The 23,684-nt window shown below is 73.9% G+C and carries 22 protein-coding genes and 1 pseudogene; 14 read left to right on the top strand and 9 right to left on the bottom strand.

Annotation, left to right across the window (positions count from 1 at the left end; all coding sequences use genetic code 11):
* Positions 1 to 165: 165 nt before the first annotated feature.
* The 11 genes and pseudogenes from VGO10_RS09390 to VGO10_RS09345 all read left to right on the top strand — a co-directional run bounded on the left by VGO10_RS09390 (position 166) and on the right by VGO10_RS09345 (position 12,018).
* Complete coding sequence (locus tag VGO10_RS09390) at positions 166 to 1,836, top strand: carbamoyltransferase family protein (RefSeq protein WP_327467524.1); 1,671 nt, start codon at positions 166 to 168, stop codon at positions 1,834 to 1,836.
* Complete coding sequence (locus VGO10_RS09385) at positions 1,833 to 3,443, top strand: HAD-IIIA family hydrolase (RefSeq protein WP_327467522.1); 1,611 nt, start codon at positions 1,833 to 1,835, stop codon at positions 3,441 to 3,443. Before VGO10_RS09390 ends, VGO10_RS09385 begins: the two co-directional genes overlap by 4 nt.
* Positions 3,440 to 4,468, top strand: coding sequence for a glycosyltransferase family 9 protein (locus VGO10_RS09380; protein ID WP_327467520.1), 1,029 nt, complete (start codon positions 3,440 to 3,442; stop codon positions 4,466 to 4,468). The genes VGO10_RS09385 and VGO10_RS09380 overlap by 4 nt, the downstream gene beginning before the upstream one ends.
* Entirely contained in the window at positions 4,465 to 5,433 is a 969-nt protein-coding gene (locus VGO10_RS09375; RefSeq protein ID WP_327467518.1) for a glycosyltransferase, read from the top strand. The genes VGO10_RS09380 and VGO10_RS09375 overlap by 4 nt, the downstream gene beginning before the upstream one ends.
* Positions 5,402 to 6,577 (top strand): annotated as a pseudogene (locus VGO10_RS09370) (glycosyltransferase); the annotation flags it as partial. The gene VGO10_RS09375 and the pseudogene VGO10_RS09370, both read left to right, overlap by 32 nt.
* 75 nt (positions 6,578 to 6,652) lie before the next feature.
* Positions 6,653 to 7,207, top strand: a complete 555-nt coding sequence (locus VGO10_RS21800) for a D-sedoheptulose-7-phosphate isomerase (protein ID WP_414642222.1) — start codon at positions 6,653 to 6,655, stop codon at positions 7,205 to 7,207.
* The gene (gene rfaE2, locus VGO10_RS09365; protein ID WP_327467515.1) at positions 7,204 to 8,610 is read left to right on the top strand and encodes a D-glycero-beta-D-manno-heptose 1-phosphate adenylyltransferase; all 1,407 of its coding nucleotides are present in this window, start codon (positions 7,204 to 7,206) and stop codon (positions 8,608 to 8,610) included. The genes VGO10_RS21800 and rfaE2 overlap by 4 nt, the downstream gene beginning before the upstream one ends.
* The gene (locus VGO10_RS09360) at positions 8,600 to 9,337 is read left to right on the top strand and encodes an SDR family oxidoreductase (protein WP_327467513.1); all 738 of its coding nucleotides are present in this window, start codon (positions 8,600 to 8,602) and stop codon (positions 9,335 to 9,337) included. Before rfaE2 ends, VGO10_RS09360 begins: the two co-directional genes overlap by 11 nt.
* A gap of 5 nt (positions 9,338 to 9,342) precedes the next feature.
* Positions 9,343 to 10,302 (top strand): glycosyltransferase family 9 protein, encoded by a 960-nt coding sequence (locus VGO10_RS09355; protein WP_327467511.1) that lies wholly within the window; start codon positions 9,343 to 9,345, stop codon positions 10,300 to 10,302.
* Positions 10,299 to 11,711: an aldehyde dehydrogenase family protein gene (locus VGO10_RS09350; RefSeq protein WP_327467509.1), complete on the top strand. Its 1,413-nt coding sequence runs from the start codon at positions 10,299 to 10,301 to the stop codon at positions 11,709 to 11,711. Before VGO10_RS09355 ends, VGO10_RS09350 begins: the two co-directional genes overlap by 4 nt.
* 130 nt (positions 11,712 to 11,841) lie before the next feature.
* Entirely contained in the window at positions 11,842 to 12,018 is a 177-nt protein-coding gene (locus tag VGO10_RS09345) for a hypothetical protein (RefSeq protein WP_327467507.1), read from the top strand.
* An 18-nt stretch (positions 12,019 to 12,036) separates the two neighbouring features.
* Here the strand turns inward: VGO10_RS09345 and VGO10_RS09340 are convergent, their stop codons facing one another.
* On the bottom strand, positions 12,037 to 13,317 hold the full coding sequence (locus VGO10_RS09340) for a cytochrome P450 (RefSeq protein WP_327467505.1): 1,281 nt from the start codon (positions 13,315 to 13,317) through the stop codon (positions 12,037 to 12,039).
* Positions 13,318 to 13,415: 98 nt separating this feature from the next.
* Here VGO10_RS09340 and VGO10_RS09335 point away from each other — a divergent pair, with 98 nt between their 5' ends.
* Positions 13,416 to 14,225: an SDR family NAD(P)-dependent oxidoreductase gene (locus VGO10_RS09335; protein ID WP_327467503.1), complete on the top strand. Its 810-nt coding sequence runs from the start codon at positions 13,416 to 13,418 to the stop codon at positions 14,223 to 14,225.
* 16 nt (positions 14,226 to 14,241) lie between these two features.
* Positions 14,242 to 15,426: a zinc-dependent alcohol dehydrogenase gene (locus VGO10_RS09330; RefSeq protein WP_327467501.1), complete on the top strand. Its 1,185-nt coding sequence runs from the start codon at positions 14,242 to 14,244 to the stop codon at positions 15,424 to 15,426.
* A 31-nt stretch (positions 15,427 to 15,457) separates the two neighbouring features.
* On the opposite strand, the gene VGO10_RS09325 is transcribed toward VGO10_RS09330, so the two are convergent.
* Positions 15,458 to 15,805, bottom strand: a complete 348-nt coding sequence (locus tag VGO10_RS09325) for a hypothetical protein (protein WP_327467499.1) — start codon at positions 15,803 to 15,805, stop codon at positions 15,458 to 15,460.
* A 116-nt stretch (positions 15,806 to 15,921) separates the two neighbouring features.
* Between VGO10_RS09325 and VGO10_RS09320 the strand changes: the two genes are divergently transcribed.
* Positions 15,922 to 16,101: a hypothetical protein gene (locus tag VGO10_RS09320; RefSeq protein WP_327467497.1), complete on the top strand. Its 180-nt coding sequence runs from the start codon at positions 15,922 to 15,924 to the stop codon at positions 16,099 to 16,101.
* On the opposite strand, the gene VGO10_RS09315 is transcribed toward VGO10_RS09320, so the two are convergent.
* The 7 genes from VGO10_RS09315 to VGO10_RS09285 are packed head-to-tail and all read right to left on the bottom strand — an operon-like array spanning position 16,098 to position 23,673.
* The gene (locus VGO10_RS09315; protein ID WP_327467495.1) at positions 16,098 to 17,552 is read right to left on the bottom strand and encodes an MFS transporter; all 1,455 of its coding nucleotides are present in this window, start codon (positions 17,550 to 17,552) and stop codon (positions 16,098 to 16,100) included. The two genes, VGO10_RS09320 and VGO10_RS09315, sit on opposite strands and share 4 nt — an antisense overlap.
* 9 nt (positions 17,553 to 17,561) lie before the next feature.
* Positions 17,562 to 18,902: a cytochrome b gene (locus VGO10_RS09310; protein WP_327467493.1), complete on the bottom strand. Its 1,341-nt coding sequence runs from the start codon at positions 18,900 to 18,902 to the stop codon at positions 17,562 to 17,564.
* Positions 18,899 to 19,894 (bottom strand): ubiquinol-cytochrome c reductase iron-sulfur subunit, encoded by a 996-nt coding sequence (locus VGO10_RS09305; protein ID WP_327467491.1) that lies wholly within the window; start codon positions 19,892 to 19,894, stop codon positions 18,899 to 18,901. The genes VGO10_RS09310 and VGO10_RS09305 overlap by 4 nt, the downstream gene beginning before the upstream one ends.
* Complete coding sequence (locus VGO10_RS09300) at positions 19,891 to 20,634, bottom strand: c-type cytochrome (RefSeq protein ID WP_327467489.1); 744 nt, start codon at positions 20,632 to 20,634, stop codon at positions 19,891 to 19,893. The genes VGO10_RS09305 and VGO10_RS09300 overlap by 4 nt, the downstream gene beginning before the upstream one ends.
* Entirely contained in the window at positions 20,631 to 21,416 is a 786-nt protein-coding gene (locus VGO10_RS09295; RefSeq protein ID WP_327467487.1) for a cytochrome c oxidase assembly protein, read from the bottom strand. Before VGO10_RS09295 ends, VGO10_RS09300 begins: the two co-directional genes overlap by 4 nt.
* Complete coding sequence (locus VGO10_RS09290; RefSeq protein WP_327467485.1) at positions 21,413 to 22,996, bottom strand: cytochrome c oxidase subunit I; 1,584 nt, start codon at positions 22,994 to 22,996, stop codon at positions 21,413 to 21,415. The genes VGO10_RS09295 and VGO10_RS09290 overlap by 4 nt, the downstream gene beginning before the upstream one ends.
* A complete protein-coding gene (locus VGO10_RS09285; RefSeq protein WP_327467483.1) occupies positions 22,993 to 23,673 on the bottom strand; it encodes a cytochrome c oxidase subunit II in 681 nt (226 codons plus the stop codon). The genes VGO10_RS09290 and VGO10_RS09285 overlap by 4 nt, the downstream gene beginning before the upstream one ends.
* Positions 23,674 to 23,684: the final 11 nt, after the last annotated feature.

Below are 23,684 nucleotides of genomic sequence, written 5' to 3'. Positions count from 1 at the left end.
CGCAGGAATCCGGCGCAATCGGCAGCCGGAGACCACCAGCGGATACCCCGTCCCGAGGAACGACCCGCACTGCACCAAGGCCATCATGTCCGCACACGAACACGGCAGAACGGCAATGCGCCGCCGGTGTTTGCGCCCTCTGCCAGCGAGGTGAAGTCGCGGGCCGTGAACGTCCTCGGAGTCAACGCCGTCTTCCACGATCCGGCCGCAGTGCTGGTGGTCGGCGGCCGGATCGTCGCCGCGGCCGAGGAGGAGCGCTTCAGCCGCCGCAAGCACGGGAAGACGCCGGTGGCCTTCTCGACCTGGGAGCTGCCGGAGCAGGCGATCGCGTTCTGCCTGGAGCGGGCCGGGCTCGTCCCCGGGGATGTTGATGTCGTCGCCTACTCCTACGACCCGGCGCTCGCTCCCGGTCATGGCGCCGACGTCACGGCGGATGTATGGGAGGGCCTGCGCACGCTGTTCGTCGAGCGCGCCCCGCGCTTTCTCGCGGCCCTCGGCTTCGACCCAGCGGCCGTGCGCTTCGTGGGCCACCACATCGCCCACGCGGCGTCGGCGCACCTCGCCTCGCCGTATCCGACGTCGGCTGTGATCGTCGCCGACGGGCGCGGCGAACGGGCGTCATCGCTGCTCGGCCGCTACGACGCGGCGGGACGGCTCGACACGCTGGCCGTCCAGGAGCTGCCGCACTCCCTCGGCCTGCTCTACGAGGAGCTCACCGCGCACCTGGGCTTCCGGCGCTCGTCGGACGAGTACAAGGTGATGGCCATGGCGTCCTACGGGAGGCCGTGCCACGCCGGACAGCTTGCCGAGCTCATCCACGCCACGGACAGCGGCGGCTTCCGGACCGAGCCCGTCGCATGGGCCGCGCTCGCGCCGGCGCTGCCGCGCGGCGGCGACGGATGGACGGCGGACCACGCCGATCTGGCCGCCTCGGTCCAGCGGGTCGTCGAGGACGTGCTGCTCGACCTCGCTCGCTGGCTGCACGCGCAGACCGGCGAGCGCCGTCTGACGATGGCCGGGGGCGTCGCGCTCAACTGCGTGGCCAACGCCCGGATGCTGCGGGAGGGGCCGTTCGACGAGATCTGGGTCCAGCCGGCGGCAGGGGATTCGGGCACCGCGTTGGGCGCGGCCTTGCAGGCGGCCGTCGACGCGGGTGAGGATGTCGCGCCGATGGGGACGGCGGCGCTCGGACGCGACTGGGAGGAGGACGCGCTGGCCGCCTGGCTCGACCGCGCCGGGGTCGCCTACGAGCGACCCGACGATGTCGCCGCGACGGTGGCCGAGACGCTTGCGGCGGACGGCGTCGTCGCCTGGTTCCAGGGCCGCAGCGAGTTCGGGCCGCGTGCACTGGGGCACCGCAGCCTGCTGGCCGATCCTCGGCGGACGGCGAACCTCGAGCGCCTCAACGACGTCAAGGGCCGTGAGCAGTTTCGCCCGGTGGCGCCGATGGTGCTGGAGGAGCACGCCCAGGAGATCTTCACCGGTCGCCACCCGTCGCCGCACATGCTCTTCGTGCACGACGTCGCCGCGGCATGGCGGACGCGGATCCCAGCGGTCGTCCACGTCGATGGCACCGCGCGCGTGCAGACCGTGTCGCGCCAGGACGAGCCGCTGGTTGCGCGGATGCTGGAGACGTTCCATGCGCTCACCGGCGTGCCCGTCGTCGTGAACACCTCCCTCAACACGGCGGGCCGGCCGATGGTCGACGACCCGCGGGATGCCTTGGAGTGCTTCGGCTCGGCTCCCGTCGACCTGCTTGCCGTCGGCCCGTTCGTCGTGCGCCGTGACCGCCCGCTGGGCCGGACAGGCACCCGAACGCTGGAGCATGCGGCGTGAGGCGAGCGCCCCGCTACGAGGTGGTGATCCCGACCTCGGGCCGGCCATCGCTCGATGTCCTGCTCGCCTCCCTGGGCGCGGCGGACGGACCCCTGCCCGAGCAGGTTCTCATCGTGGACGACCGGAAGCACGCGGAGGCGGGCGCCCCGCTGACGCCGGCTGTCCCCGCGTCGCTGGCCGGCCGCGTCACCGTCCTCCGCAGCGGTGGTCGCGGACCGGCCGCGGCGCGCAACCGCGGGTGGCGTGCTGGGCGCGAGCCCTGGGTCGCGTTCTTGGATGATGACGTCCTGCCTCCGCCGGGCTGGCGCGCCGAGCTGGCGGCCGACCTCCGCGATCTCGAGCCGCAGGTCGTCGCGTCACAAGGCCGGCTGCGGGTCCCGCTGCCGCGCGATGTGGCGCTCACCGACTGGCAGCGCAACGTCGCCGGGCTGCAGGATGCGCGCTGGGCGACCGCCGACGTGGCAGTTCGCCGCGCGGCGCTGGAGGCGGTCGGCGGGTTCGATGAGCGCTTCCCCCGTGCCTACCGCGAGGACTCCGACCTGGGCATGCGACTCACGGAGCGGGGCCTCCGGCTGACCATGGGCAGTCGACACGTGCTCCATCCCGTTCCGCAGGCAGATCGTTGGGTTTCGCTGCGCAAACAGGCGGGCAACGCCGACGACGCGCTGATGCGCGCCCTACACGGCCGCGACTGGCGGTCGCAGGCCGGCGCGCCGGCCGGACGCCTCCGCCGGCACGCTGCCGTCACCGCCGCCGGTGTGGTCGCGGTCGGTGCCGCGCTCACCGGCGCGCGTCGCACGGCCGCAGCGATGGCTGCTGCGTGGCTGGCCGGGACGGCCGAGCTGGCGTGGGCGCGGATCGCACCCGGCCCGCGCACGGGCGACGAGATCAGAACCATGGCGATGACCAGCGCCGTGCTGCCGGCGGCAGCAACCGCCCATCGCATCGTCGGAGCGCTGCGCGCCCGACGGCTGATGCGCGCCGGCGCCGGCGCGCCGATCCCGTCCCCGCCGCTGGCGGTCCTGCTCGACCGCGACGGCACCCTCGTCCACGACGTCCCCTACAACAAGGATCCCACGCTCGTCCTGCCGCTCCCCGGCGTCCGCCTCGGCCTGGATCACCTCCGAGCGCACGGCATCCGGCTGGCGATCGTCTCCAACCAGAGCGGTGTCGCGCGCGGCCTGCTCGCCGAGGACGATGTCGCGGCGGTCATGGCCGGCACCTGCGAGTGGCTCGGCCCGATCGACGATGTGCGCTGGTGCCCACACGGGCCCGAGGACGGCTGCGCGTGCCGCAAGCCGGCGCCCGGCCTGCTGCTCGAGGCCGCCGCCGCGCTCGGCGTCGACCCGCTGCGCTGCGCGCTGATCGGCGACATCGGCGCCGACGTCGAGGCCGCGGCGGCCGCCGGGATGCGCGGGATCCTCGTGCCGACGGCCGCCACCCGGCCGCAGGAGATCGTGGCCGCCGGCGAGCGCGCGGCGACGTTCTCGGACGCCGTCGATCGCCTGCTCGCCGGTGCTGCGGACGTCCCGGGGCCGCGCGTCGTCCGCCCCGCGCGCCCCGACCGCGCGACCCCGCCGCCCCGGCCGGTGGAGGCAGTGGCATGACGCGCGCGCTCGTCGCCCGGCTGGACAACGACGGCGACGTCCTGCTCGCCGGCCCCGCGATCCGCGCGATCGCCGCGGGCTGCGACCACGTCACGCTGCTGTGCGGCCCGCGCGGCGCGCAGGCGGCGGGGCTGCTGCCCGGCGTCGACGAGATCGTGGTGCGGCGCGCGGAGTGGATCGATCCCGAGGCGCCCACGGTCGACCGCGCCGAGATCGACACCTACATCTCGCTTCTGGCCGAACGGCGCGCGGACGTGGCCGCGATCCTCACGTCCTTTCACCAGAGCGCGCTGCCGCTCGCGCTGCTCCTGCGGATGGCCGGGGTCCCGCGGATCGCGGCGATCAGCGAGGACTTCCCGGGCTCGCTGCTGAACCACCGCGTGCCCGACCCGGGCGAGGTGCCCGAGGCCAAGCGCGGCCTGGCGGTCGCGGCCGCGTTGGGGTTCGCGTCGCCCGACGGAGACGACGGCCGCCTGCGCGTCGCCGTCGAAGCGCCCCCGGCTCCGCTGCCGAGGCGGTACGTCGTGGTGCATCCCGGCGCGTCGGTGCCCGCACGCGCCTGGGCGCCCGAGCGCCACGCGGAGCTCGTCGAGCGGCTGGTCGCCGACGGACGCGACGTCGTGGTCACCGGCGCACCGTCGGAACGCGCGCTGACCGCGGCGGTCGCCGGGCGGGACGCGATCAACCTCGGCGGCGCGACGACGCTCGCCCAGCTGGCCGGCGTCCTGGCTGGCGCCGACGCCGTCGTGGTCGGCAACACCGGGCCCACGCATCTCGCCGCCGCCGTCGGCACGCCCGTCGTCTCCCTCTTCGCGCCAACCGTGCCCGCCGCGCGCTGGCGCCCCTTCGGCGTCGCGCACGAGCTGCTGCACCGCCCGGTGCCATGCGCCGGCTGCCGGGCACGCGAGTGCCCGGTCCCCGGCCACCCGTGCCTCGGCGACGTGCCGGTCGGCGCGGTCCTCCTCGCGCTGACGCGTCTGGAGACCCGCAGCGGCATCCGCCCGGCCCGGGCGGTGGTGGCATGAGGATCCTGCTCTGGCACGTGCACGGGTCCTGGACCACGGCGTTCGTCCAAGGCGGCCACGACTACGTCGTCCCTGTCGTCGGTGATCGCAGCCCCGAGGGCCGCGGCCGCGCCCGGACATGGGAGTGGCCGCACAACGTCGTGGAGCGGACGCCCGAGGAGCTTCGCGATGAGGACTTCGACGTGGTGCTGCTCCAGCGCCCGCGCGAGCTGACCGAGCTGTGCGAGACCTGGACGGGCCGCCGCCCGGGCCGGGACCTGCCCGCGGTCTACGTCGAGCACAACGCGCCGCAGGGGCGGATCGCCGACATGCGCCATCCCGCCGCCGACCGCCGCGACCTCGTCATCGCGCACGTCACGCACTTCAACGACCTCTTCTGGGATTGCGGGACCACGCAGACGGCCGTCGTCGAACACGGGATCATCGACCCGGGCCACCGCTTCACCGGCGTGCTGCCCCACGCTGCGGTCGTCATCAACGAGGCCCGCCGCCGCGGCCGCGTCACCGGCACCGACCTCTTGGACCGCTTCGAGCGCGACGGCGTGCCGATCGACCTCTTCGGCATGGACGCGGCCTCCCTGGGCGGGGTCGAGAACCTCTCGCAGCACCGGCTGCACGACGAGCTCGGGCGCCGGCGCTGCTACGTCCACCCGATCCGCTGGACATCGCTCGGCCTGTCGCTGATCGAGGCCATGCACCTGGGCATGCCCGTCGTCGCGCTCGCCACGACCGAGGTCCCCGAGGCCGTGCCGCCCGCGGCCGGCGTGATCTCGACGCACGTCGACGTGCTGACCGCGGCGGCGCGCGCCTTCCTCGCCGACCCGGAGGCGGCGAGCGCCGCCGGTCGGTCCGCGCGCGAGCACGCGCTGGAGCGCTTCGGGCTGAGCCGCTTCCTCACCGACTGGGACGCCCTGCTGGAGGAGGTGGTCGTCAATGCGCATCGCGCTGGTCTCCGAGCACGCTAGCCCGCTCGCCGTCCTCGGCGGCGTCGACGCGGGCGGTCAGAACGTCCACGTCGCCGCGCTCGCGCAGGGCCTCGCCCGGCGCGGCGCGCGCGTCGTCGTCCACACGCGGCGCGACAGCCCGGACCTGCCGCGCCGCGTGGCCCTGTGCCCGGGCGTCGAGGTCGATCACGTCGATGCGGGACCGCCCACCCCGGTCCCGAAGGACGACCTCCTCCCGTACATGGACGCCTTCGCCGCCGAGCTGGAACGCGCCTGGCGCCGCGACCGCCCCGACGTCGTCCACAGCCACTTCTGGATGTCTGGTCTCGCCGCGCTGCAGGCCGCGGCGCGGCTCGACATCCCGGTGATCCACACCTTCCACGCGCTTGGCGTCGTCAAGCGCCGCTACCAGGGCGACGCCGACACCAGCCCGGCCGAGCGCCTCGATGTCGAACGGGCCATCGTGCGCGACGCCGACCGGATCATCGCCACGTGCACCGACGAGGCCTTCGAGCTCATGCGCCTCGGCGCCGAACGCGGCAAGGTCCATGTCGTGCCCTGCGGGGTCGACCTGGAGCGCTTCCGGCCCGACGGTCCGGCGGAGCGGCGCGGGCGGCGTCACCGGATCGTCTACACGGGCCGGCTGGTCGAGCGCAAGGGCATCGGCAACATCATCAGCGCGCTGGAGTCGGTCGGCGACTGCGAGCTCATCGTCGCCGGTGGGCCACCGCGCGAGGCGCTGGGAGCGGATCCCGAGGCCCGGCGACTGCGCGCGCTGGCCGAGCGCCACGGTATCGGCGACCGCGTCGAGCTTCGGGGCCGCGTCGGCCGCGACGACCTCCCGGCGCTGCTGCGCTCGGCCGACGCCCTGGTCACCGTTCCGTGGTACGAGCCGTTCGGCATCACGCCCCTGGAGGCGATGGCGTGCGGCGTGCCGGTCGTGGCCAGCGCCGTCGGCGGGCTGATCGACACCGTGGTCGACGGCGTGACCGGCAGCCACGTGCCCCCGCGTGACCCGGTGCGCCTGGCCTCCGTGCTGCGCGACGTGCTGTCCGACGATGCGGCGCGAGCGGCGCGGGGCCGCGCCGGCGTGCGCCGCACGCGCCAGCTCTATGACTGGGACCGCGTCGCGCTCGCCACCCGCGACGTCTATGACCAGGTCGTCGTCCGCCGCCGGCACACGAGGCGCTTCGCCCGTCCGTCGGGCGCCGCCCAGCATGCCGAGCAGCTCGCCGCCGCCCTGGCCGCCGAGGGCGAGACGCTGGCCCGCGCCGAGGAGTGGGGCGCGCGCCTGGCGACCCGCCTGGAGGACGGTGCGCGGCTGCTGGCCGTCGGCAACGGCGGCAGCGCCGCCGAGGCCCAGCACCTGACCGCCGAGCTCGTCGGCCGCTTCGAGCGCGACCGCCTCGCCCTGAGCGCGATCTGCCTGCACGGCGACACCTCGAGCCTCACGGCGATCGCCAACGACTTCGGGATCGAGGAGGCGTTCGCCCGCCAGGTCGTCGCGCATGGCCGGCCCGGCGACGTGCTCGTCGCGCTGAGCACCTCGGGCCGCTCGCCCAACGTGCTGGCCGCCGCGCGCGCGGCGCGCGAGTGCGGGCTGACTGTCTGGGGGATGACGGGCCCGGGGCCCAACCCGCTCGCGGATCTCTGCGACGAGGTGCTGTCCATCGACGCCGAGCGCGCCTGCACGGTCCAAGAGCTCCACCTCGTCGCGATCCACGTGCTCTGCGGCGCCGTCGATGCGACGCTGGCGGGCGACCTGCGCCGGTCCCACGCGGAGGTGCACGCGTGAGACCGGCCCGCCTGGCCATCGTGGGCGACGCCCTGCTGGACCGCGACGTCGACGGCGACGTCCGCCGGCTCGCGCCCGACGCGCCCGTTCCCGTCGTCGACCACGCGCGCACCGTCGTGCGACCCGGCGGCGCCGGGCTCGCCGCGGTGCTCGCGGCCGCGGCGGGGCACGAGGTGCGATTGGTGACGGCCCTGGCTGCCGACGGTCCGGGCGCCGAGCTGCGCGATGTCCTGGAGCGGATGGGTGTCGACGTCGTCGACCTCGTGTTGACCGGGCAGACGCCGGAGAAGATCCGTATCCGTGCGCAGGGGCGTGCGCTCCTGCGGCTGGACCGGGGCGGCGCGCCCGGCGCCGTCGGCCCTGCCAGCGCGGCGGCACGGGCCGCCATCGAATGGTCAGACGCCGTGCTCGCCGCCGACTATGGACGCGGCGTCTGCGCCGAGCCGGCCCTGCGCGCCGCGCTTGCACACGCGCTGGCCGGCGGCGCGCCGTTGGTCTGGGATCCTCACCCGCGCGGCGCCGCGCCGGTGGCGGGCGCCTGGCTCGTGACGCCCAACGCCGCCGAGGCGGCGGTGTTCGCGGCCCGTCCGGGCGCCAAGGCGGATGTCGCGCCGATCGTCCGCGCGGGCGCCGACGCCGAGGCGCTGCGCGACCGCTGGGGCGCACGCTGGGTCTGCGTCACGCGCGGCGCCGACGGCGCGGTGCTCGCCGGGCCCGGCGGCCCGCTGACGGCGGTCACCGCCGAACGTGTCCCGGTCGGCGATCCCTGCGGCGCCGGCGATCGCTTCGCGGTCCGCGCCACCGAGGTGGTGGCCGCGGGCGGCTCGGCGGCGGAGGCCGTCCGCGCCGCGGTCGCGGCCGCGTCGGCGTTCGTGGCCGCCGGAGGCGCCGCGTCGATCGGCGAGCCCGCGGCGGCGCAGGACCGCCCGGCCGACGGCCTGGCCGCCTCCAACCCTGACGACGTCATAGCGCGCGTGCGGGCGCGGGGCGGCACCGTGGTCGCCACCGGCGGCTGCTTCGACCTCCTGCATCCTGGGCACGTCCAGACCCTGCACTCGGCCCGTGCGCTCGGCGACTGCCTCGTCGTCTGCCTGAACTCCGACCGCTCCGTGCGCCGGCTCAAGGGCCCCGCCCGGCCGATCGTCCCCGAGGACGATCGCGCAGCAGTCCTCAGCGCGCTGGCCTGCGTCGACGGTGTCGTCGTCTTCGACGAGGACACGCCGGCCGCGACCCTGCACGCGCTGCGCCCCGACGTCTGGGTCAAGGGCGGCGACTACGCCGTCACCGACCTGCCCGAAGCGGAGGTGCTGGCTGCATGGGGCGGCCGCGCCGTCGTCCTGCCCTTCGTCGAAGGCCGCTCCACCACCCGTCTCATCGAGGAGGCCAAGCTGCATGCCGTCTGACCCGACCGCCACCGCCACCGCCCCGGACCCCGGCGTCGCGCCGCTCGCCCTCGGGACGGTGATCTTGACCGGCGGCGCTTCCGGGCTCGGCCGCGCCGTGGCCGCCGCGGTGGCGCGCCATGGCGGCACGCCCGTGATCCTGGACCGTGCCGCGCCCGAGGATGGGCACGAGCACGAGGCCGTCGACCTCGTCGACACCGCCGCCGCCGAGGCCGCCGTGCATCGCGTCGCCGAGCGCCACGACGACCTACGCGGGATCGTCACCGCCGCCGGCACCGACGCGTGCGGGCGGCTCGTCGACGTCGAACGCGACACCTGGGAGCGCGTGATCGCGGTCAACCTCCTGGGCACCGCGGCGGTCGTGCGCGCGGCCCTCCCGCACCTCGAGCAGACCCGAGGCCGGATCGTCACGGTCGCCTCCACGCTCGGATGGCGCGCGCTCAGCGACGCCACCGCCTACTGCGCGAGCAAGTTCGGCGTCGTGGGCTTCACCCGCGCGCTGATGGCCGAGGTCGGCGATCGCGTCGGCGTGACCCTCCTGCTCCCGGGCGGGATGCAGACGCACTTCTTCGACGACCGCCCCGAGCGGTACCGGCCCGGCGCCGACGCCGTGCTCGCGCCGCCCGAGGAGATCGCGGCGGCCGCGCTGTTCGCGCTGACGCGGCCGCCGGGCGTCGACGTCCGCGAGATGATGGTGTCGGTCTCCACCGAGCCCTCCTGGCCCTAGCCGTCGTGCCCCGGTCAACCGGACAGCGCGCCAGCCGGCGGCCCACGACGCTCGACGTCCTCGCGCTGCGCGCACTCGGGCTCGGCGACCTGCTCACCGCGGTCCCCGCGCTGCGAGCGCTGCGGGACACCGGCGCGCACGTGACCGTCGCCGCGCCCGCCGCGCTGGCGCCCATCGCACGGCTGGCCGGCTGCGAGCTGCTCCACGCCGCCCCGCTGCGCCCGCTGCCTGCGGCCGCGCAGGAGGCGCGCCTGTCGGTCAACCTCCACGGCCGGGGACCGCAGTCCCATGCCGTCGCGCTGGCCGCATGCCCGCGGCGTCTGATCGCCTTCGAGCATCCGATGATCCCGTTGACCGCCGGCATGCCGGTCTGGCGCGCCGACGAGCATGAGGTTGACCGCTGGTGCCGCCTGCTGCGTGAGTCCGGGATCCCGGCCGACCCCACGCGCGTGGACCTGCCTGCGCCGCCCTTGCCGCCGTGCTGGGAGCCGGCGCGCGGCGCGACCGTCGTACACCCCGGCGCGGCCAGCGCCGCCCGCCGCTGGCCGGCCGAGCGCTTCGCCGCGGTCGCCGCCGCCCAGGCGCGCGCCGGCCGGTCTGTGATCCTTACCGGATCGGCCGCCGAGCGCCCGCTCGCGCTCGCGGTCGCCGAGCACGCCGGTCTGCCGGCGCGCTGCGTGCTCGCCGGACGCACCGACCTCGCCGCGCTGGCGGCCATCGTCGCCCACGCCGGCCGCGTCGTCTGCGGCGACACCGGCGTCGCCCACCTCGCCACGGCGTTCGGGATCCGTTCGGTCGTCCTGTTCGGCCCGACCTCGCCCGCGACTTGGGGCCCGCCGGCCGAGCGCGCCCAGCACCGCGTGCTGTGGCGCGGAAGCATCGGCGACCCGCACGCCGACCGTCCGGACCCAGGTCTGCTGGCGATCGAGCCGGCACACGTGATCCAGGAGCTCGCCGCACCATGATGTCCTCGACCCTCTCCTCCTCCCCCACCATCACCGCTGTCGACCCGTCGACCGGCGAGCCCGGCATGGCGTTCGCCGTCGCCGGCGCCGCGGAGGTCGAGGCCGCCGTCGCCGCCGCACATCGCGCCCAACCCGCCTGGGCGGCCACGCCGGCGACCGAGCGCGCCGCCGCGCTGCGGCGCGTCGCGTCCGCGATCCGCGGGCACCGCGAAGAGCTTGCCCGGCGCAACGCCGTCGACAGCGGCAAGCTCATCGGCGACGCGCGCGGCGGCGTCGACGCCGCAGCCGCGACGATCGAGCAGTACGCCGAGCTCGGGCCGCTGCACCGCGGCCGGGCCCTGGACGGCGATCGCCTGGCCTTCGACGCGATGCGCTACGAGCCGCGCGGCGTCGTGGCCGCGCTGGTTCCGTTCAATGACCCCATAGCCGTCGCCGGTCAGGGCCTGGCGGCGGCGCTGGCCCCCGGCAACGCGGTGGTCTACAAGCCGTCGGAGCGGACCCCGTCCTGCGCCGCGCTGCTGGCCGAGCTGTTCGCCGCACACCTGCCCGATGGTGTCCTCATGCTGGTGCAGGGCGACGCCCGCACCGGACGGCCGCTCGTCGCCCACGCCGGCGTCGCGGTCGTCCTGCATACGGGCACGGCGGATACCGGGCGCGAGATCGCCCGGACCTGCGCGGCGCGCGGGGCCCACGCCGTCCTGGAGTTGGGCGGCAACGACCCGCTGATCGTCGACGAGGGCGTCGATCCCGCGTGGGCCGCCGAGCAGGCGGCCAGCGGCGCGTTCGCCAACGCCGGTCAGATCTGCGTGTCGGTGGAGCGCATCTACGTCCACGCGCGTCTCGCCGCCCCGTTCCTGGAGGCGTTGGAGCGCCGCGCCCGGGCCCTGCGCGTCGGGCCGGCGCTCGACGCGGCGACGCAACTCGGGCCGCTCGTCGACGAGCGCGCCCGCATGAGCGTCCACGCGCAGGTCGCCGCCGCGACGGCGGCCGGCGCCCAGGTGGTGTGCGGCGGGGCGCCGATCGACGGCCCCGGCTGCTTCTACCCGGCGACGGTCCTGACGGCCGTGACCGACGACATGGCCGTCATGGCACACGAGACGTTCGGTCCCGTCGCGTCCGTCCGCGTCGTCGAGAGCTTCGACGAGGCGCTGGCGCTGGCCAACAGCTCGCCTTACGGCCTCGCGGCGACGGCGCTGACCTGCTCGCAGCAGCACGCCGCCCGCGCTGCGGCCGAGCTGCGCGTCGGCACGGTCAAGGTCAACGCCGTCTGGGGTGGCGCCCCCGGCGGCGCGGCCCATCCGCGCGGCATCAGCGGCTCCGCCCTCGGATACGGCCCGGAGCTCCTTGACGAGCTGACGCAGGTCAAGGCGGTGCACTTGGAGCCCGGCGTTCCCGGGCCGGCCCGCTGACGCATTCCCAGTTGAGATAGAACATCGGCGGGAGGGACGACGGGTCGCCTGCGACACGCCGCACCTTCGGTAGCGACTGTGGGATGCGAGCACGCTCACGCCCGCCGAGCGCACCCTCTCCGAGAGATGGGTGAGCACCAGCGCCTGCGCGACGTGCGGCTGTTCTTTCAGTACGCGGGAGAGCGACTTCCGCGAGCTGGTCGAACGGATCACCGGCCGCCGCGTCCGCGCGTTCGTCAGCGGCAGGGACGCCGCGCAAGACGTGTCGTGCGAGGTCTTCTACCTCGAGCCCCGCAACGCCGGGTAACCCCGAGCGCGCATGCGCTCAACGGTCCTGCGCGGTCACCAGCCCGCTGCGCCGCGGCACGAGGATGGTGCCGCGCAGGACCATCTTCTCGGGGCGCGGCCCGACGGTCCCGAGGGTCACCGCGCTCAGGACCGTCGGGATGACCGCGCCGATCTGCGTCCAGGCCAGCGGCTCGCCGAGGCAACGGCGGGCGCCACCGCCGAAGGGCAGCATCGCGTGCTCGGGCACCGACCAGGCGGGGTCGAGGTGGCGCTCCGGCCGGAACGCGTCCGGCTCGCGGTGATAGCGCGGATCGCGCTGGACGAACGGGATCGGGACCATCGTGACCGTGCCGCTCTCCAAGGTGTGGCCGCCGATCTCGGTAGCCACGGTGAGGCGCCGCAGGACGCCGATCGCCGAGGGATGCAGCCGGAGCGACTCGTGCACGACCGCCGCCGCGACGTCGTCACCGCCGTCACCGTGGAGACGCGCAGCGACCGATGGCTCGGCCGCTATGCGCAGCGACACCCACGTCAGCGCCGCCGCCATCGGCTCCTGCGCGGCCATCAGCAGCGCCAGCAGCTCCTCGACGAGCCCTTCGGCCGGCAGCTCCCGCTCGGCGGCGACGAGGCGCCCCAGCACACCCCGCCCCGGATCCGCCGCCTGGCGTCGATCGGCGATCTCGGCCTCCAAGAGGCGCGCCACGGGCGCCCGACGGCGCCGGTACGCGACGTCGACGGCGCGTCCGGCGAGGCCGTCGCTGGGGCCGGGGATCGTCACAGGCGGGTTGCCCGGGGTCCAGAGCAGGCCGCCGATCGATGCCGCCAGAGCGCCGGCGCGTGGCCCGCAGACGCCGAGGACCTCGCGGACGAAGACCTCATCGGCGATCGCCCGCATGCGGGGCAGCAGGCGCAACGGCCGGTCGCGCGGCCAGCGGGCCAGATGGGCGCGGGCGATCTCGGCGATCGCCTCGCGGCGCCCGGCGATGGCATCGAGCGCGAAGAGGTCCTCCACGCGGGTGCGCGCGCGGTGGTGCTCGTCACCGTCGCTGCCGAAGATCGACCGCGGGGAGGCCATCGGCAGCATGCCGCGACGCGCGGCGCCGGCATGCGCGAGGGCCGGATCGGCGGCAGGGAGATCCTGTGCCAGCACGGCGTCGGCCACCACGACGACCGGCCCGGTCGTGAGCAGCCGGATGGTGAAGACGTCGCCGAAGCGGCCCTGCCGGCGGCGCAGCCAGGCGAGCGGGTCGCGATGCAAGCCGACGGTCTGGACGAGACGGCCGGAGCGCGGGCCGTCAGGCAGCACGGGGATAGGCACACCAGCGGCCTTACCCGCAAACGGCGGTCGGGCACTGAACGCGTCCGCTTTTGCGATCGCGTGGTTGAGACGCTGCCGCGCCGGGGACCTCCGACAGCATGGACACCACCAAGCCCCTCGCAGTCGTGACCGGTGCCTCCAGCGGCATCGGCTTCGAGTTGGCCAAGCAGTTCGCCACCAACGACTACAACCTGCTGATCACGGCCGAGGACGCCGAGCTGGACACCGCGGCCGTCGAGCTGCGCGCGCTCGGCGCGAAGGTCGAGGCCGTGCGCGTCGATCTCGCCACCGACACCGGCGTCGACGAGCTCTACAGCCGGGTCAAGGCCCTCGGCCCCGTCGACGCCCTCGCGCTCAACGCCGGCATCGGCGCCGGTGGCTCGTTCGCCGGCCCCGACGACGACCGCACCCCGCTCGATCAGGAGCTGCAGATCGTCGACCTCAACGTCCGTTCCACCGTCCACCTCGCCAAGCACGTCATCTCCGACATGGTGCAGCGCGGCCAGGGCAGGGTGCTCTTCACCTCGTCGATCGCCTCCACGATGCCCGGCGCCTTCCAGGCGGTGTACAACGCCTCGAAGTCGTTCGTGCAGTCCTTTGCCCTGGCGATCCGCAACGAGGTCAAGGACACCAACGTGACGATCACCGTGCTGATGCCCGGCCCGACCGACACGGAGTTCTTCGAGCGCGCCGACATGCTCGACACCAAGGTCGGCGCCGACGACAAGGACGACCCGGCCGACGTGGCCCGTGACGGCTTCGAGGCGCTGATGGCCGGCAAGGAGCGCGTCGTGTCGGCGTCGCTGAAGACCAAGGCCCAGGGCCGCGCCGGGCGTTTCATGCCCGACAGCGCCAAGGCCGAGATGCACCGCCAGATGGCCGAGCCCGGCTCCGCCCCCAAGAACTAGGAGACCTCAGACCGACATGAAGGCCTTGACGTATCACGGCAAGCGCGACGTCCGCGTCGACACCGTCCCCGACCCCACGATCGAGCACCCGACCGACGCCATCATCAAGGTCACCTCGACCGGCCTGTGCGGCTCTGACCTGCACCTCTACGAGGTTCTCGGGCCGTTCATCGGCGAAGGCGACGTCCTCGGCCACGAGCCGATGGGCGTCGTGCAGGAGGTCGGCGCCGAGGTCACCCACATCGCACCTGGCGACCGCGTGGTGATCCCCTTCAACATCTCCTGCGGACACTGCTTCATGTGCGACCACGGGCTGCAGACCCAGTGCGAGACCACCCAGGTCCGTGACGAGGGCATGGGCGCCGCGCTGTTCGGCTACACCAAGCTCTACGGCGAGGTGCCCGGCGGCCAGGCCGAGTACCTGCGGGTCCCCCAAGCCCAGTACGGGCCGATCAAGATCCCTGAGGGCCCCGCCGATGATCGCTTTCTGTTCCTCAGCGATGTCCTGCCCACGGCATGGCAGGCCGTCGAGTACGCGCAGATCCCTGACGGTGGCAGCGTCGCGGTCATCGGCCTCGGCCCGATCGGCGAGATGGCCGCGCGCATCGCCCAACACCACGGCGCCGGCCAAGTGATCGGCCTCGATCTCGTGCCCGAGCGCCTTGCGCGTTCCCAGGCCCACGGCGTCCACACCATCGACGTCAGCGCCACCAAGAATGTCCCAGCCGCCGTCCGCGAGCTCACGGGCGGGCGTGGCCCGGACTCGGTCATCGACGCGGTCGGCATGGAGGCCCACGGCGCGCCAGGCGGCAAGCTCGCCCACACGATCGCCGGCCTGATGCCCGACACCGTCGCCCGCAAGGTCATGGAGCACGCAGGCATCGACCGCCTCAGCGTCCTCAACATGGCCATCGAGATCGTCCGCCGCGGCGGCACCATCTCGCTCTCGGGCGTCTACGGCGGCACCGCCGACCCGCTCAACATGCTCCAGATCTTCGACAAGCAGCTGACGCTCAAGATGGGCCAGGCCAACGTCAAGCGCTGGATCGATGACATCCTGCCCCTGCTCTCGGGCGATGACGACCCGCTCGGCGTCGACACCTTCGCCACGCACCACGTCCCCCTCACCGAGGCCCCGCAGGCCTACGAGATGTTCCAGAAGAAGGAGGACGGCGCGTTCAAGGTGGTGTTCAAGCCCTGACCATCGAGCGCAAGAGTCGCCGCGTGGCGATCTAGCCGTCTGGCGCGTAGGACCGGAAGATCCGCGTCATGGCGGCGTCGTCGCCATCGCGGTCGCCCTCCTGGGCATTGTCGTCGGCCGACAGCCGCGAATTGGCCTCCAGGACCGCGCTCTCCAGCAGATGGCGAACGTCCGACTCCTCGCCGAGGGTCACGGCGATCGTCAGCTCCTCGCGGCCGACCTCCGCCCCCGCGCGCGGAGCGAGCCGATCGAGGATCGACGCCACCTCCCGCGCCCAGCGCTTGGAGGCCTTCTGCGAGAGCGGGAGCGTGAGCGTCCCGTCCTCGACCACGGCGCCGCCCCAGTCGAGATCCACCGCTGACGGTCTGTTGGAGGACATGGCTCTCAGGTTCCCGTCGCGGGCCGTCGTGAACCGCCGCCCATGGTGGAAATCGGCGCTTGAGGATCGCGTGCAGCGGTTACCACGGGACCATGGAAGGCGGAGTCGCATTCTTCTTGCTGTTCCTGATCATCGTCGTGGGTCTCGGTTTGGCCTTCGTGTTCGGTGGTCTGGGCGGCGGGCTCGAGGCCTATCGCGCCAAGCGCACAGAGCGGGAACCACCGCGACCAACGCACGCGACCGTTCGTGACGACGGCGCCTCCGAAGCGGAGCCCGGCAGCCACCTCAACGACTAGCGCGACCCGCGCACGGCGTCGGCGATCGGAGGCGACGGGATCGCCGTCGTCTCTCCGGCCTGCCAGCCCTCGACGTCGGGCACGTGCAAGCGCATCCGACCGGCAACGGCCACGGCGGTCGCCAGGAGCAGGCCGGCGACCGCCACGCCGGCGGCGATCCGGGTCGCGTCGCGCAGGCCGTCCACCGGTGGCTTCGTCGTCATCGCCAGTTGCAGCAGCGCCGGCCCGACGAGGAAGGCGGCAACCCCGCGCAGCAGCTCGATGAACGCGAAGACGCGCGGCAGGTCGGCCGAGGGCAGCGAGAAGCCCGCCAGGAACAGGGCCGGGGACACCGACGCGCCGACCCCGAACCCGACGAGCCCCGAGCCGACGACGACCAGCGCGTCCCCGCCGCGGGCGGCCCCGGTCAGCACGACGCCGCCGACCGCCAACACCGCCAGGCCGCCAAGCGCCAGCAGCGGCGTGTAGCGCGTGAAGAACAGCCGGCTGAAGGTCAGCGCCGCGACGAGCGCCATGCCGATCTCCGGCCAGAAGAGCATCCCCGCGTGCCGGGGCGCGACGCCCTTCATCTGCAGCGCGGTCTGCGCGAGCTGGACGAGCGCGACCGACGCCGCGCCCGCCGCCATCGCGATGACGATCGCCAGCACCGGGACGGTGTGCGCGATCTTCCGCACCGGGATCAGCGGGTCATCGCTGCGCCACTGGTGGACGACCAACCCCACCAACATGCCGAGGCCGGCCAACACCGCCACCAACACGGTGGCGTCGATCACCCGCCGGCCCATCAGCTCCGAGACGCCGAAGAACGCGGCGGCGCAGCCACCGGCGGCCAGGACCAAGGCGATGATGTCGACGGGCGCATCGGGGTCTTGCGCCTCGGCGTCCTCGAAGGTCAGCAGCGCAAAGGCCAGGGCGGCGGAGCCGACCGCGCAGATGATCCACAACAGCGGGCGCCATGATCCGGTCCCGGCCGCCACGCCGCCGACCACCGGCCCCAGCGCGACGGCGCCGAAGATCCCGAGGTTCATGACGATCGCCGTGCGCGGCAGCTTGTCGGTACCCCAGCTCAGCACCAGCGGCGGCACCGAGCCGATCAGCAGCAACCCCGTCGCCAGCCCCTGCGTGACGTGACCGGCGACGTAGAGTCCGGCGACCGGCGCCCAGGCCGCCAGCGCGGATCCAGTGGTGAACAACGTCGCGTAGACCACCAACATCCTGCGAGGCCGCACGCGGGAGCCGATCTGCACCGCCAGCACCGCTCCGAACGCGTATGCGGCGTTGGCCATCCCGGAGGTCAGCCCCATCGCCCGCGCGCTGAGGCCGAGGTCCTTGGCGATCAGCGGCTGCAGCGGCTGCAGCGCGGTGCTCAGCACCAGGTACGGCGTGAGCGCGAGGAGGACGAGGAGGACGGCCCCGCCGTAGCTGTCGGCCAGTGGGCCCCGGAAGCGCATGGCGGCGAGCTACCCGCGCCGCCGCAACTCGACGCACACGCGGCGCGTGAAGACGTAGGCCGCGACCGGCGCCACGAAGAACAGGACGCGGAAGATCCGCACCTGGAGCTCGTAGGCCACGCCGAAGGCGAGGAACGCGCGGTCGGCCGAGCCGGCGAGGAAGACGACGACAACCCAGGTCAGGAAGGCGGTCGCGAACGCGGTCCGGCGAGGGTTGTCGCGCGGGCGGTCCAGCAGATGGTGGTGGGTGCGGTCGCCGCGCGTGAACACGCGCTCCTCCAGCCACGGCCAGGCGTACAACACCAGGAACACGACGGTCGGGAACAGCAGCCCGCCGAAGAACGGGTTCGGCACCAGCGTCCGGCCGAAGGCGTGGATCTCCAGGTTGGGCATCAGCCGCAGCGCCCCGATCAACCACCCCAAGTACCAATCGGGCTGCGCGCCGTTCTCGCCCAGCCACGGCTGATAGGGCCCCCACTCCCACACCGGGTTGATCTGCACCAGGCCGCCGAGCAGGACGAGCAGGCCCGCGACCGCCGCGAAGAGGCCGAGCGAGCGCAGTGCGTAGCCGGGCCACATGGGTGAGCCGACGACGTTGTCCTCGCGTCGACCCGGGCCGCGGAACTGGGTGTGGTGGGGCCGGATGATCAGCGTCAGGTGGACGGCGATGAGCAGCGCGATCAACGCCGGCAGGAGGAAGACGTGGACGACGAACAGGCGCGGCAGGAACGCGTCACCGCCCGGGAACGGCCCATCCCAGATCAGGGTCCCCAGCGCGCCGCCGACACCGGGGATCGACAGCGCCGCCCCGTTGCCGATCGCCAGGCCCATCCCCGACAGGAGGTCGTCGAGCAGCGAGTAGCCGACATAGCCCTCGAGGATCGCGACGCCCATCAGCGTCACACCGATCATGTAGTTGATCTCGCGCGGGCGCCGGAACGCGGCGGTGTAGAAGATCCGCAGCAGGTGCCCGACGATGGCCATCAAGAACACCAACGCCGCCCAGTGGTGGGTCTGACGCAGCAGCAGACCGCCCGGGACCTTGAACGACAGGTCGAGCGCCGACGCGTAGGCGCCGGAGACACGTGCGCCGTCCAGTGGCGCGTAGGGACCGTGCCAGACGACCTCGGTCGCCGAGGCGTGAAAGAACAGCGCGAGGAACGTCCCGGTCGCGACGAGCACCATGAACGAGTACAACGCCACCTCGCCCAGCAGGAAGGACCAGTGGTCGGGGAAGACGTAGCGCAACGCGGCGCGCAGCGGCCCTGACGAGCGGACGCGGTCGCCGACGAACGCGACCGCGTCGTGCTCGGCAGCCGGCGGCGGGGCCGGCTCGGTGCGGCGGCTCACGCGTGGCGTCCCTTCGTCCCCCACCACGCCGGGCCGACCGAGCCCGAGAGCGGGCCGGCGGCGACGAGGTTGCGCTCGGCGTCGAGCTTGAGCGGCAGCTGCGGCAGGGGCCGCGACGCGGGACCGAAGACGGGCTTGGCCGCACGCCGCACGTCGAACGTCGAGTAGTGGCACGGGCAGACGAGGCCCGGCGGGCTGGAGAGCGCCTCGTCGGTGGGCGTGCGAAAGAGCGAGACGGCGCAGCCGGCGTGGGTGCAGATCTTCGAGTAGGCCAGCAGGCCATCGGGCGCCCAGCCGCGGCGGTCGGGCGGCAGCCGCAGCGTCGATGGCGCGACGCGCACGACGACGACCGGCGAGCCGAGCTCGCGCTTGTCGGCGCCCTCGGGGAAGGCGGTGAGGAACGCGCCATCCTCGAGCACGTCGGCGTTGATCGGCTTGCCGTCCTCGTCGACGAGCCGGATCCCGTCGCGCCAGCGCGAGGTCTCGTCCAGCACGGCGGCCGACGGGCCGAGCGCGCTCAGCGGCAGCGCGGCAGCGGCGATCGCGCCCACGCCGGCGGTTCCGGCCGCGGCGGTGAGCAGGCCGCGGCGCGAGACGCCGTCGGCGGCGCCGCGCAGCTCCTCCTCGAGCGCTTGCTGCTGCGCGCGCGGCTCGGCGATCGGGCGGTCCTCGACGGCGGTCTCGCGCGGCAGGACGCGCTTGCTCGCGACGATCAGGGCGGCCGCCAGCGCGGCGAGGCCCAGGCCGAGCGCGAGCCCGAGCAACTGCGTGTTCGCGTCGACGGCGATCAGGACGCCGAACGTCGCCAGCAGCGTGCCGGCGGCGACCAACAGGCCGGCCACGAGCGGCTCGGCCCACGGCGGCGAGCCGGTCTCGTAGCGGCGGGGATCGACGCCACCGTCTTGGTCTGGCGCGGGCGGGGCCGTCGGATGCGCGACGCCGCGCACGACCCCGACGAGCACGGCGAGCCGTGCGATCAAGGCCTTCATCATGACTTTGCGCGCTCCCCGATCAGACGGGTGACCAGCAGCAGCACCGAGCCGGCCAACAGAAAGGCGATGGCGCCCTCCGGGACGGGGCCGAGGTGGCCGATGCCCCATCCGCCCCGGTTGGGCGGATCCTGCACGACATCGGTGACGTAATGGGCGATCGAGGCGACCTGGCGGTCGTCGAGCTGGCGCGGCCCGAAGCGCGGCATGAGGTAGGGGCCGACGCGGATCGCCTCGCCGACCTGCCGCGGTGTCGCATCGGTCAGCGCGGGCGCCACCAGCCCGGGCGCGGCGCCGCCGCGGCCCATGATCTGGTGGCAGCCCGAGCAGCTGTCGGTGTACAGCCGCCGGCCCTCGGCCACGTCACCGCGCGCCGGATCGACGGCCGGGATCGCAGGGCCGCCGGGCCCGCCACGCTGGGCCACGTATGCGACGAGCGCGGCGATGTCACGGGCGTTGAAGACAGGGTCGGCGCGCGCGGGCTCGATGCCAGGCCGGGCGAGCGGCATCCGGCCGGTGCTCAGGTAGAAGTCGGACGCGGCCGTGCCCACGCCACGCAGCGACGGACCGCGGCCGGCAAGCCCGCGCAGGTCGGCGCCGTGGCAGTCCGAGCAGCTCTGCGCGTAGAGCTCGGCGCCGCGGGCGACGAGCGCACCCTGCGCCGCCACGTCGCGCGTCGACCACGCGATCGCTGCCGCGCCGACGAGCAGCGCGCAGGCCAGCACGGTGAGCGTCCGTCTCATCGCGCGCCCTCCGCCGGCAGTCCGCGGCCCTCGCGAACGGTCGCGCGCCGCTCCTCGGCGACCAGGGCGCGCCACGCGAGCGCGAGCAGCAACGGGACGTCCACCGCCATCCCGCCCACCGACATGAGACCGCCGGCCACGCGCTGGTCGGCCAGCGCATCGACGCCGGGCCGCACGTAGGGCGTGTAGAGGACGTGCTGTTCCGCCGCCAGCGCCGCGCCCAGCGCCGCCATCACGCCCATCGCGACGACCAGCGAGGCGATCGTCGCCGTGGCCGAGACGCGCCGTGGCAGGGGATCGGCGCCGAGCAACCGCATCCACAACAGCAGCGCCGACCACAGCAGTGCTGCGTGGACCCCGGCGTGCGCGAGGCCCGACCGCAGCGTGAGGTCGTACACGGCGGGGACGTGCACGCCCAGCAGCACGATCGCGAACGCCGCCGCGCCGGCGGCCGGATGGATCAGCGCCACCGCCACGCGCATGTGCAGCAGCCGGGCCAGGCGCAGCCGGGTCGCACGACCCGATGCTGCCAGCGCGAGGCGCACCGGCGCGCCGGCCGCCAGCAGGGGCGCGGCGACGAGGCCGAGCAGCTCATGCTGGATCATGTGCATCGACAACTCGCGATCCGCCGCGCGCTCCAGCGCGGGCGACGTCGCGACGGCCAGGACCGTCAGCCCGGCGAACCACGCCGGCGCCGCCCAGCCGCGGCGGCGCGTGGGCGCGCGGACCAACCCATAGGCGTACAACAACGCCAGCGGGGCGATGGCGACCAGCGCGTTCACGCGGGCACCGCCACGGTCTCGATCTCCTTCGCACGCCCCTCGCGCAGGTCCGCCAGCGGCGCGTAGGACCGCACCGGCGGCAGCGGCTCCACGAAGTTCCCGCGCGGCGGCGGGCTCGGCGCCGCCCACTCCAGCGAGCAACCGGTACCCCAAGGATCCGCGGCCGCGTCGCGCCGGCGCAGGAACGAGCCGGCGACGGCCAGCAGGAACACCACGACCGACACGGCGATCAGGAACGCCCCGACCGTCGACGCCACGTTCAGGCCCTGCCAGCCCGTGCTCGCGGGGTAGTCGGGCAACCGCCGCGCCATCCCGTCATAGCCAAGGGCGAACTGCGGCAGGAACGTCAGGTTCGTCCCGATCGCCATCAGCCAGAAGTGCGCACGCCCCAGCCCCTCTCCCAGCCGCCGGCCCGTGAGCTTCGGCCACCACAGGTACACGCCCGCGAACAACGCGAACACGCTCCCCGCCATCAAGGTGTAGTGGAAGTGCGCGACCACGATGTAGGTGTCGGTCGCCTGGAAGTCGAGCGTCGGCGAGGCGACGAAGATCCCGCTGAGCCCGCCGACCAGGAACTGCACCAGGAACCCGAGGACGAAGAGCATCGACGTGGTCAGGCGGATCGACCCCCGCCACAGCGTCGCGATGATGTCGAAGTACTCGATCCCGGCCGGGACGATCAGCGCCGTCGACGTCAGCGTGAACACCTCGACCGGCACCGCACCTGTCGTGTACATGTGGTGCGCCCAGGCACTGAGCGACAGCACCGTGAACCCCAGCAGCGCCGGCACGAAGGCGCGGTAGCCGAAGAAGCGCCGCCCGCTGAACACCGACGCCGCCTCGGCCGCCATCCCGACGAACGGGAAGAACATCACATACACCGCCGGATGCCCGTAGAACCAGAACAGGTTCTGGTAGGTGATCGGGCTCAGCGTCGTCACCCCGCGCCGCTGAAGCCAGAGCAGCGCCATCCCGACCACCAGCGACGGGAACGAGAAGATCACCAACAACGACGTCGCGAACGCCGTCCACGTGAAGACCGGCATCCGCAGCATGGTCATGCCGGGCGCACGACGGCGCAGGATGGTGATCAGGATGCACCAGCCGAAGATGATCGCGCCGGTCGTCGCGAGGACCACGCCCCAGATCCACAGGTCCATGCCGGTCCCCGGCGTGCTCGGCGTGTCCGACAGCGGGTCATAGGCATACCACCCCGCGCTGCCGGCGCCCTCGCGCGTGAGGAAGCCCAACCACATCACCACGCCGCCCAGCGCGATCAGCCACGAGGCGACCAGGGCCCAGCGCGCGCCCGAGATGTTCCGCGCGCCCACCTGCAGCGGCACCAAGTACACGCAGAACGCCAGCGCGACGGGGATGACGACGAGGAAGATCATCGTCGAGCCGTGCATCGTGAACAGCTCGTCATAACCCTGGTGAGAGACGATCTGCAGGCCCGGCTGCGCCAGCTCGGAGCGCATGAGCAGCGCCAGGACGCCGCCGGCCAGGAAGAACAGCAGCGCGACCGCCGTCGTCCGGATCCCGATGACCTTGTGGTCGGCACCGAAGAGCGCGTCGATCATGCGGCCGCCGCCTCGCCTTGTCGCGCGCGCAGCCACGCCCGGAACGCCGCGGGCGCCTTGACCACGACGCGAAAGCGCATCTGCTCGTGGTACTGCCCACAGAACTCCGAGCAGCGGTCGTCGCGGTAGTCGACGCCGGGGTCGAACCGCAGGTCGAAGGTGTTGGTACGGCCTGGGATCGCGTCGTACTTGAAGCGCGCCTCCGGGATCCAGAACGCGTGCACGACATCAGCCGACGTGAGCCGGAAGCGCACGGGCTGGCCGGCGGGCACGACGAGCGTCGGCAGCCGCGCCGGCCCCTCGCCCTGCTCGACGACGCCGCCCGGGTAGGTGAAGCGCCAGTTCCACTTCGCGCCGACGACCGCGATCGTCAGGCCGGCCGGCCCGGCGCGCGGCGCGGGGGCAGCGCGCGCCACCGTCTGGTTGACCCGATGGACCGAGTCGAAGCTGCGCCAAACCAGCAACGCGGCAACAAGCGCAAGCACAACCGCGTAGCCGATCTCAAACCGGGCGGCACTGGAGCGCAGGGACGGCGGCGGCCCGCCGGGCCTCGCCCGGTCACGCAGGACGATCACCGCGAGCGCGATCACGACGAGCGCGAAGACGCCCACCGCGATCGGCACATAGAGGTCAAAGAGCCCGGAGAACGCCCCGCGGGTGTCGGCGCCGCCGCTCACGTCAGCGCTCT

This window comes from Baekduia sp. (genome assembly GCF_035996765.1).
In the GTDB taxonomy this organism is placed as follows: domain Bacteria; phylum Actinomycetota; class Thermoleophilia; order Solirubrobacterales; family Solirubrobacteraceae; genus Baekduia.
This window is presented reverse-complemented; position numbering and strand designations above follow the sequence as displayed.

Coding starts and splice junctions, on each gene's coding strand:
- VGO10_RS09380 (WP_327467520.1), top strand. CDS start 3,440: ATGACGCGCGCGCTCGTCGCCCGGCTGGACAACGACGGCGACGTCCTG.
- VGO10_RS09375 (WP_327467518.1), top strand. CDS start 4,465: ATGAGGATCCTGCTCTGGCACGTGCACGGGTCCTGGACCACGGCGTTC.
- VGO10_RS09360 (WP_327467513.1), top strand. CDS start 8,600: ATGCCGTCTGACCCGACCGCCACCGCCACCGCCCCGGACCCCGGCGTC.
- VGO10_RS09350 (WP_327467509.1), top strand. CDS start 10,299: ATGATGTCCTCGACCCTCTCCTCCTCCCCCACCATCACCGCTGTCGAC.
- VGO10_RS09335 (WP_327467503.1), top strand. CDS start 13,416: ATGGACACCACCAAGCCCCTCGCAGTCGTGACCGGTGCCTCCAGCGGC.
- VGO10_RS09330 (WP_327467501.1), top strand. CDS start 14,242: ATGAAGGCCTTGACGTATCACGGCAAGCGCGACGTCCGCGTCGACACC.
- VGO10_RS09325 (WP_327467499.1), bottom strand. CDS start 15,805: ATGTCCTCCAACAGACCGTCAGCGGTGGATCTCGACTGGGGCGGCGCC.
- VGO10_RS09315 (WP_327467495.1), bottom strand. CDS start 17,552: ATGCGCTTCCGGGGCCCACTGGCCGACAGCTACGGCGGGGCCGTCCTC.
- VGO10_RS09305 (WP_327467491.1), bottom strand. CDS start 19,894: ATGATGAAGGCCTTGATCGCACGGCTCGCCGTGCTCGTCGGGGTCGTG.
- VGO10_RS09300 (WP_327467489.1), bottom strand. CDS start 20,634: ATGAGACGGACGCTCACCGTGCTGGCCTGCGCGCTGCTCGTCGGCGCG.
- VGO10_RS09290 (WP_327467485.1), bottom strand. CDS start 22,996: ATGATCGACGCGCTCTTCGGTGCCGACCACAAGGTCATCGGGATCCGG.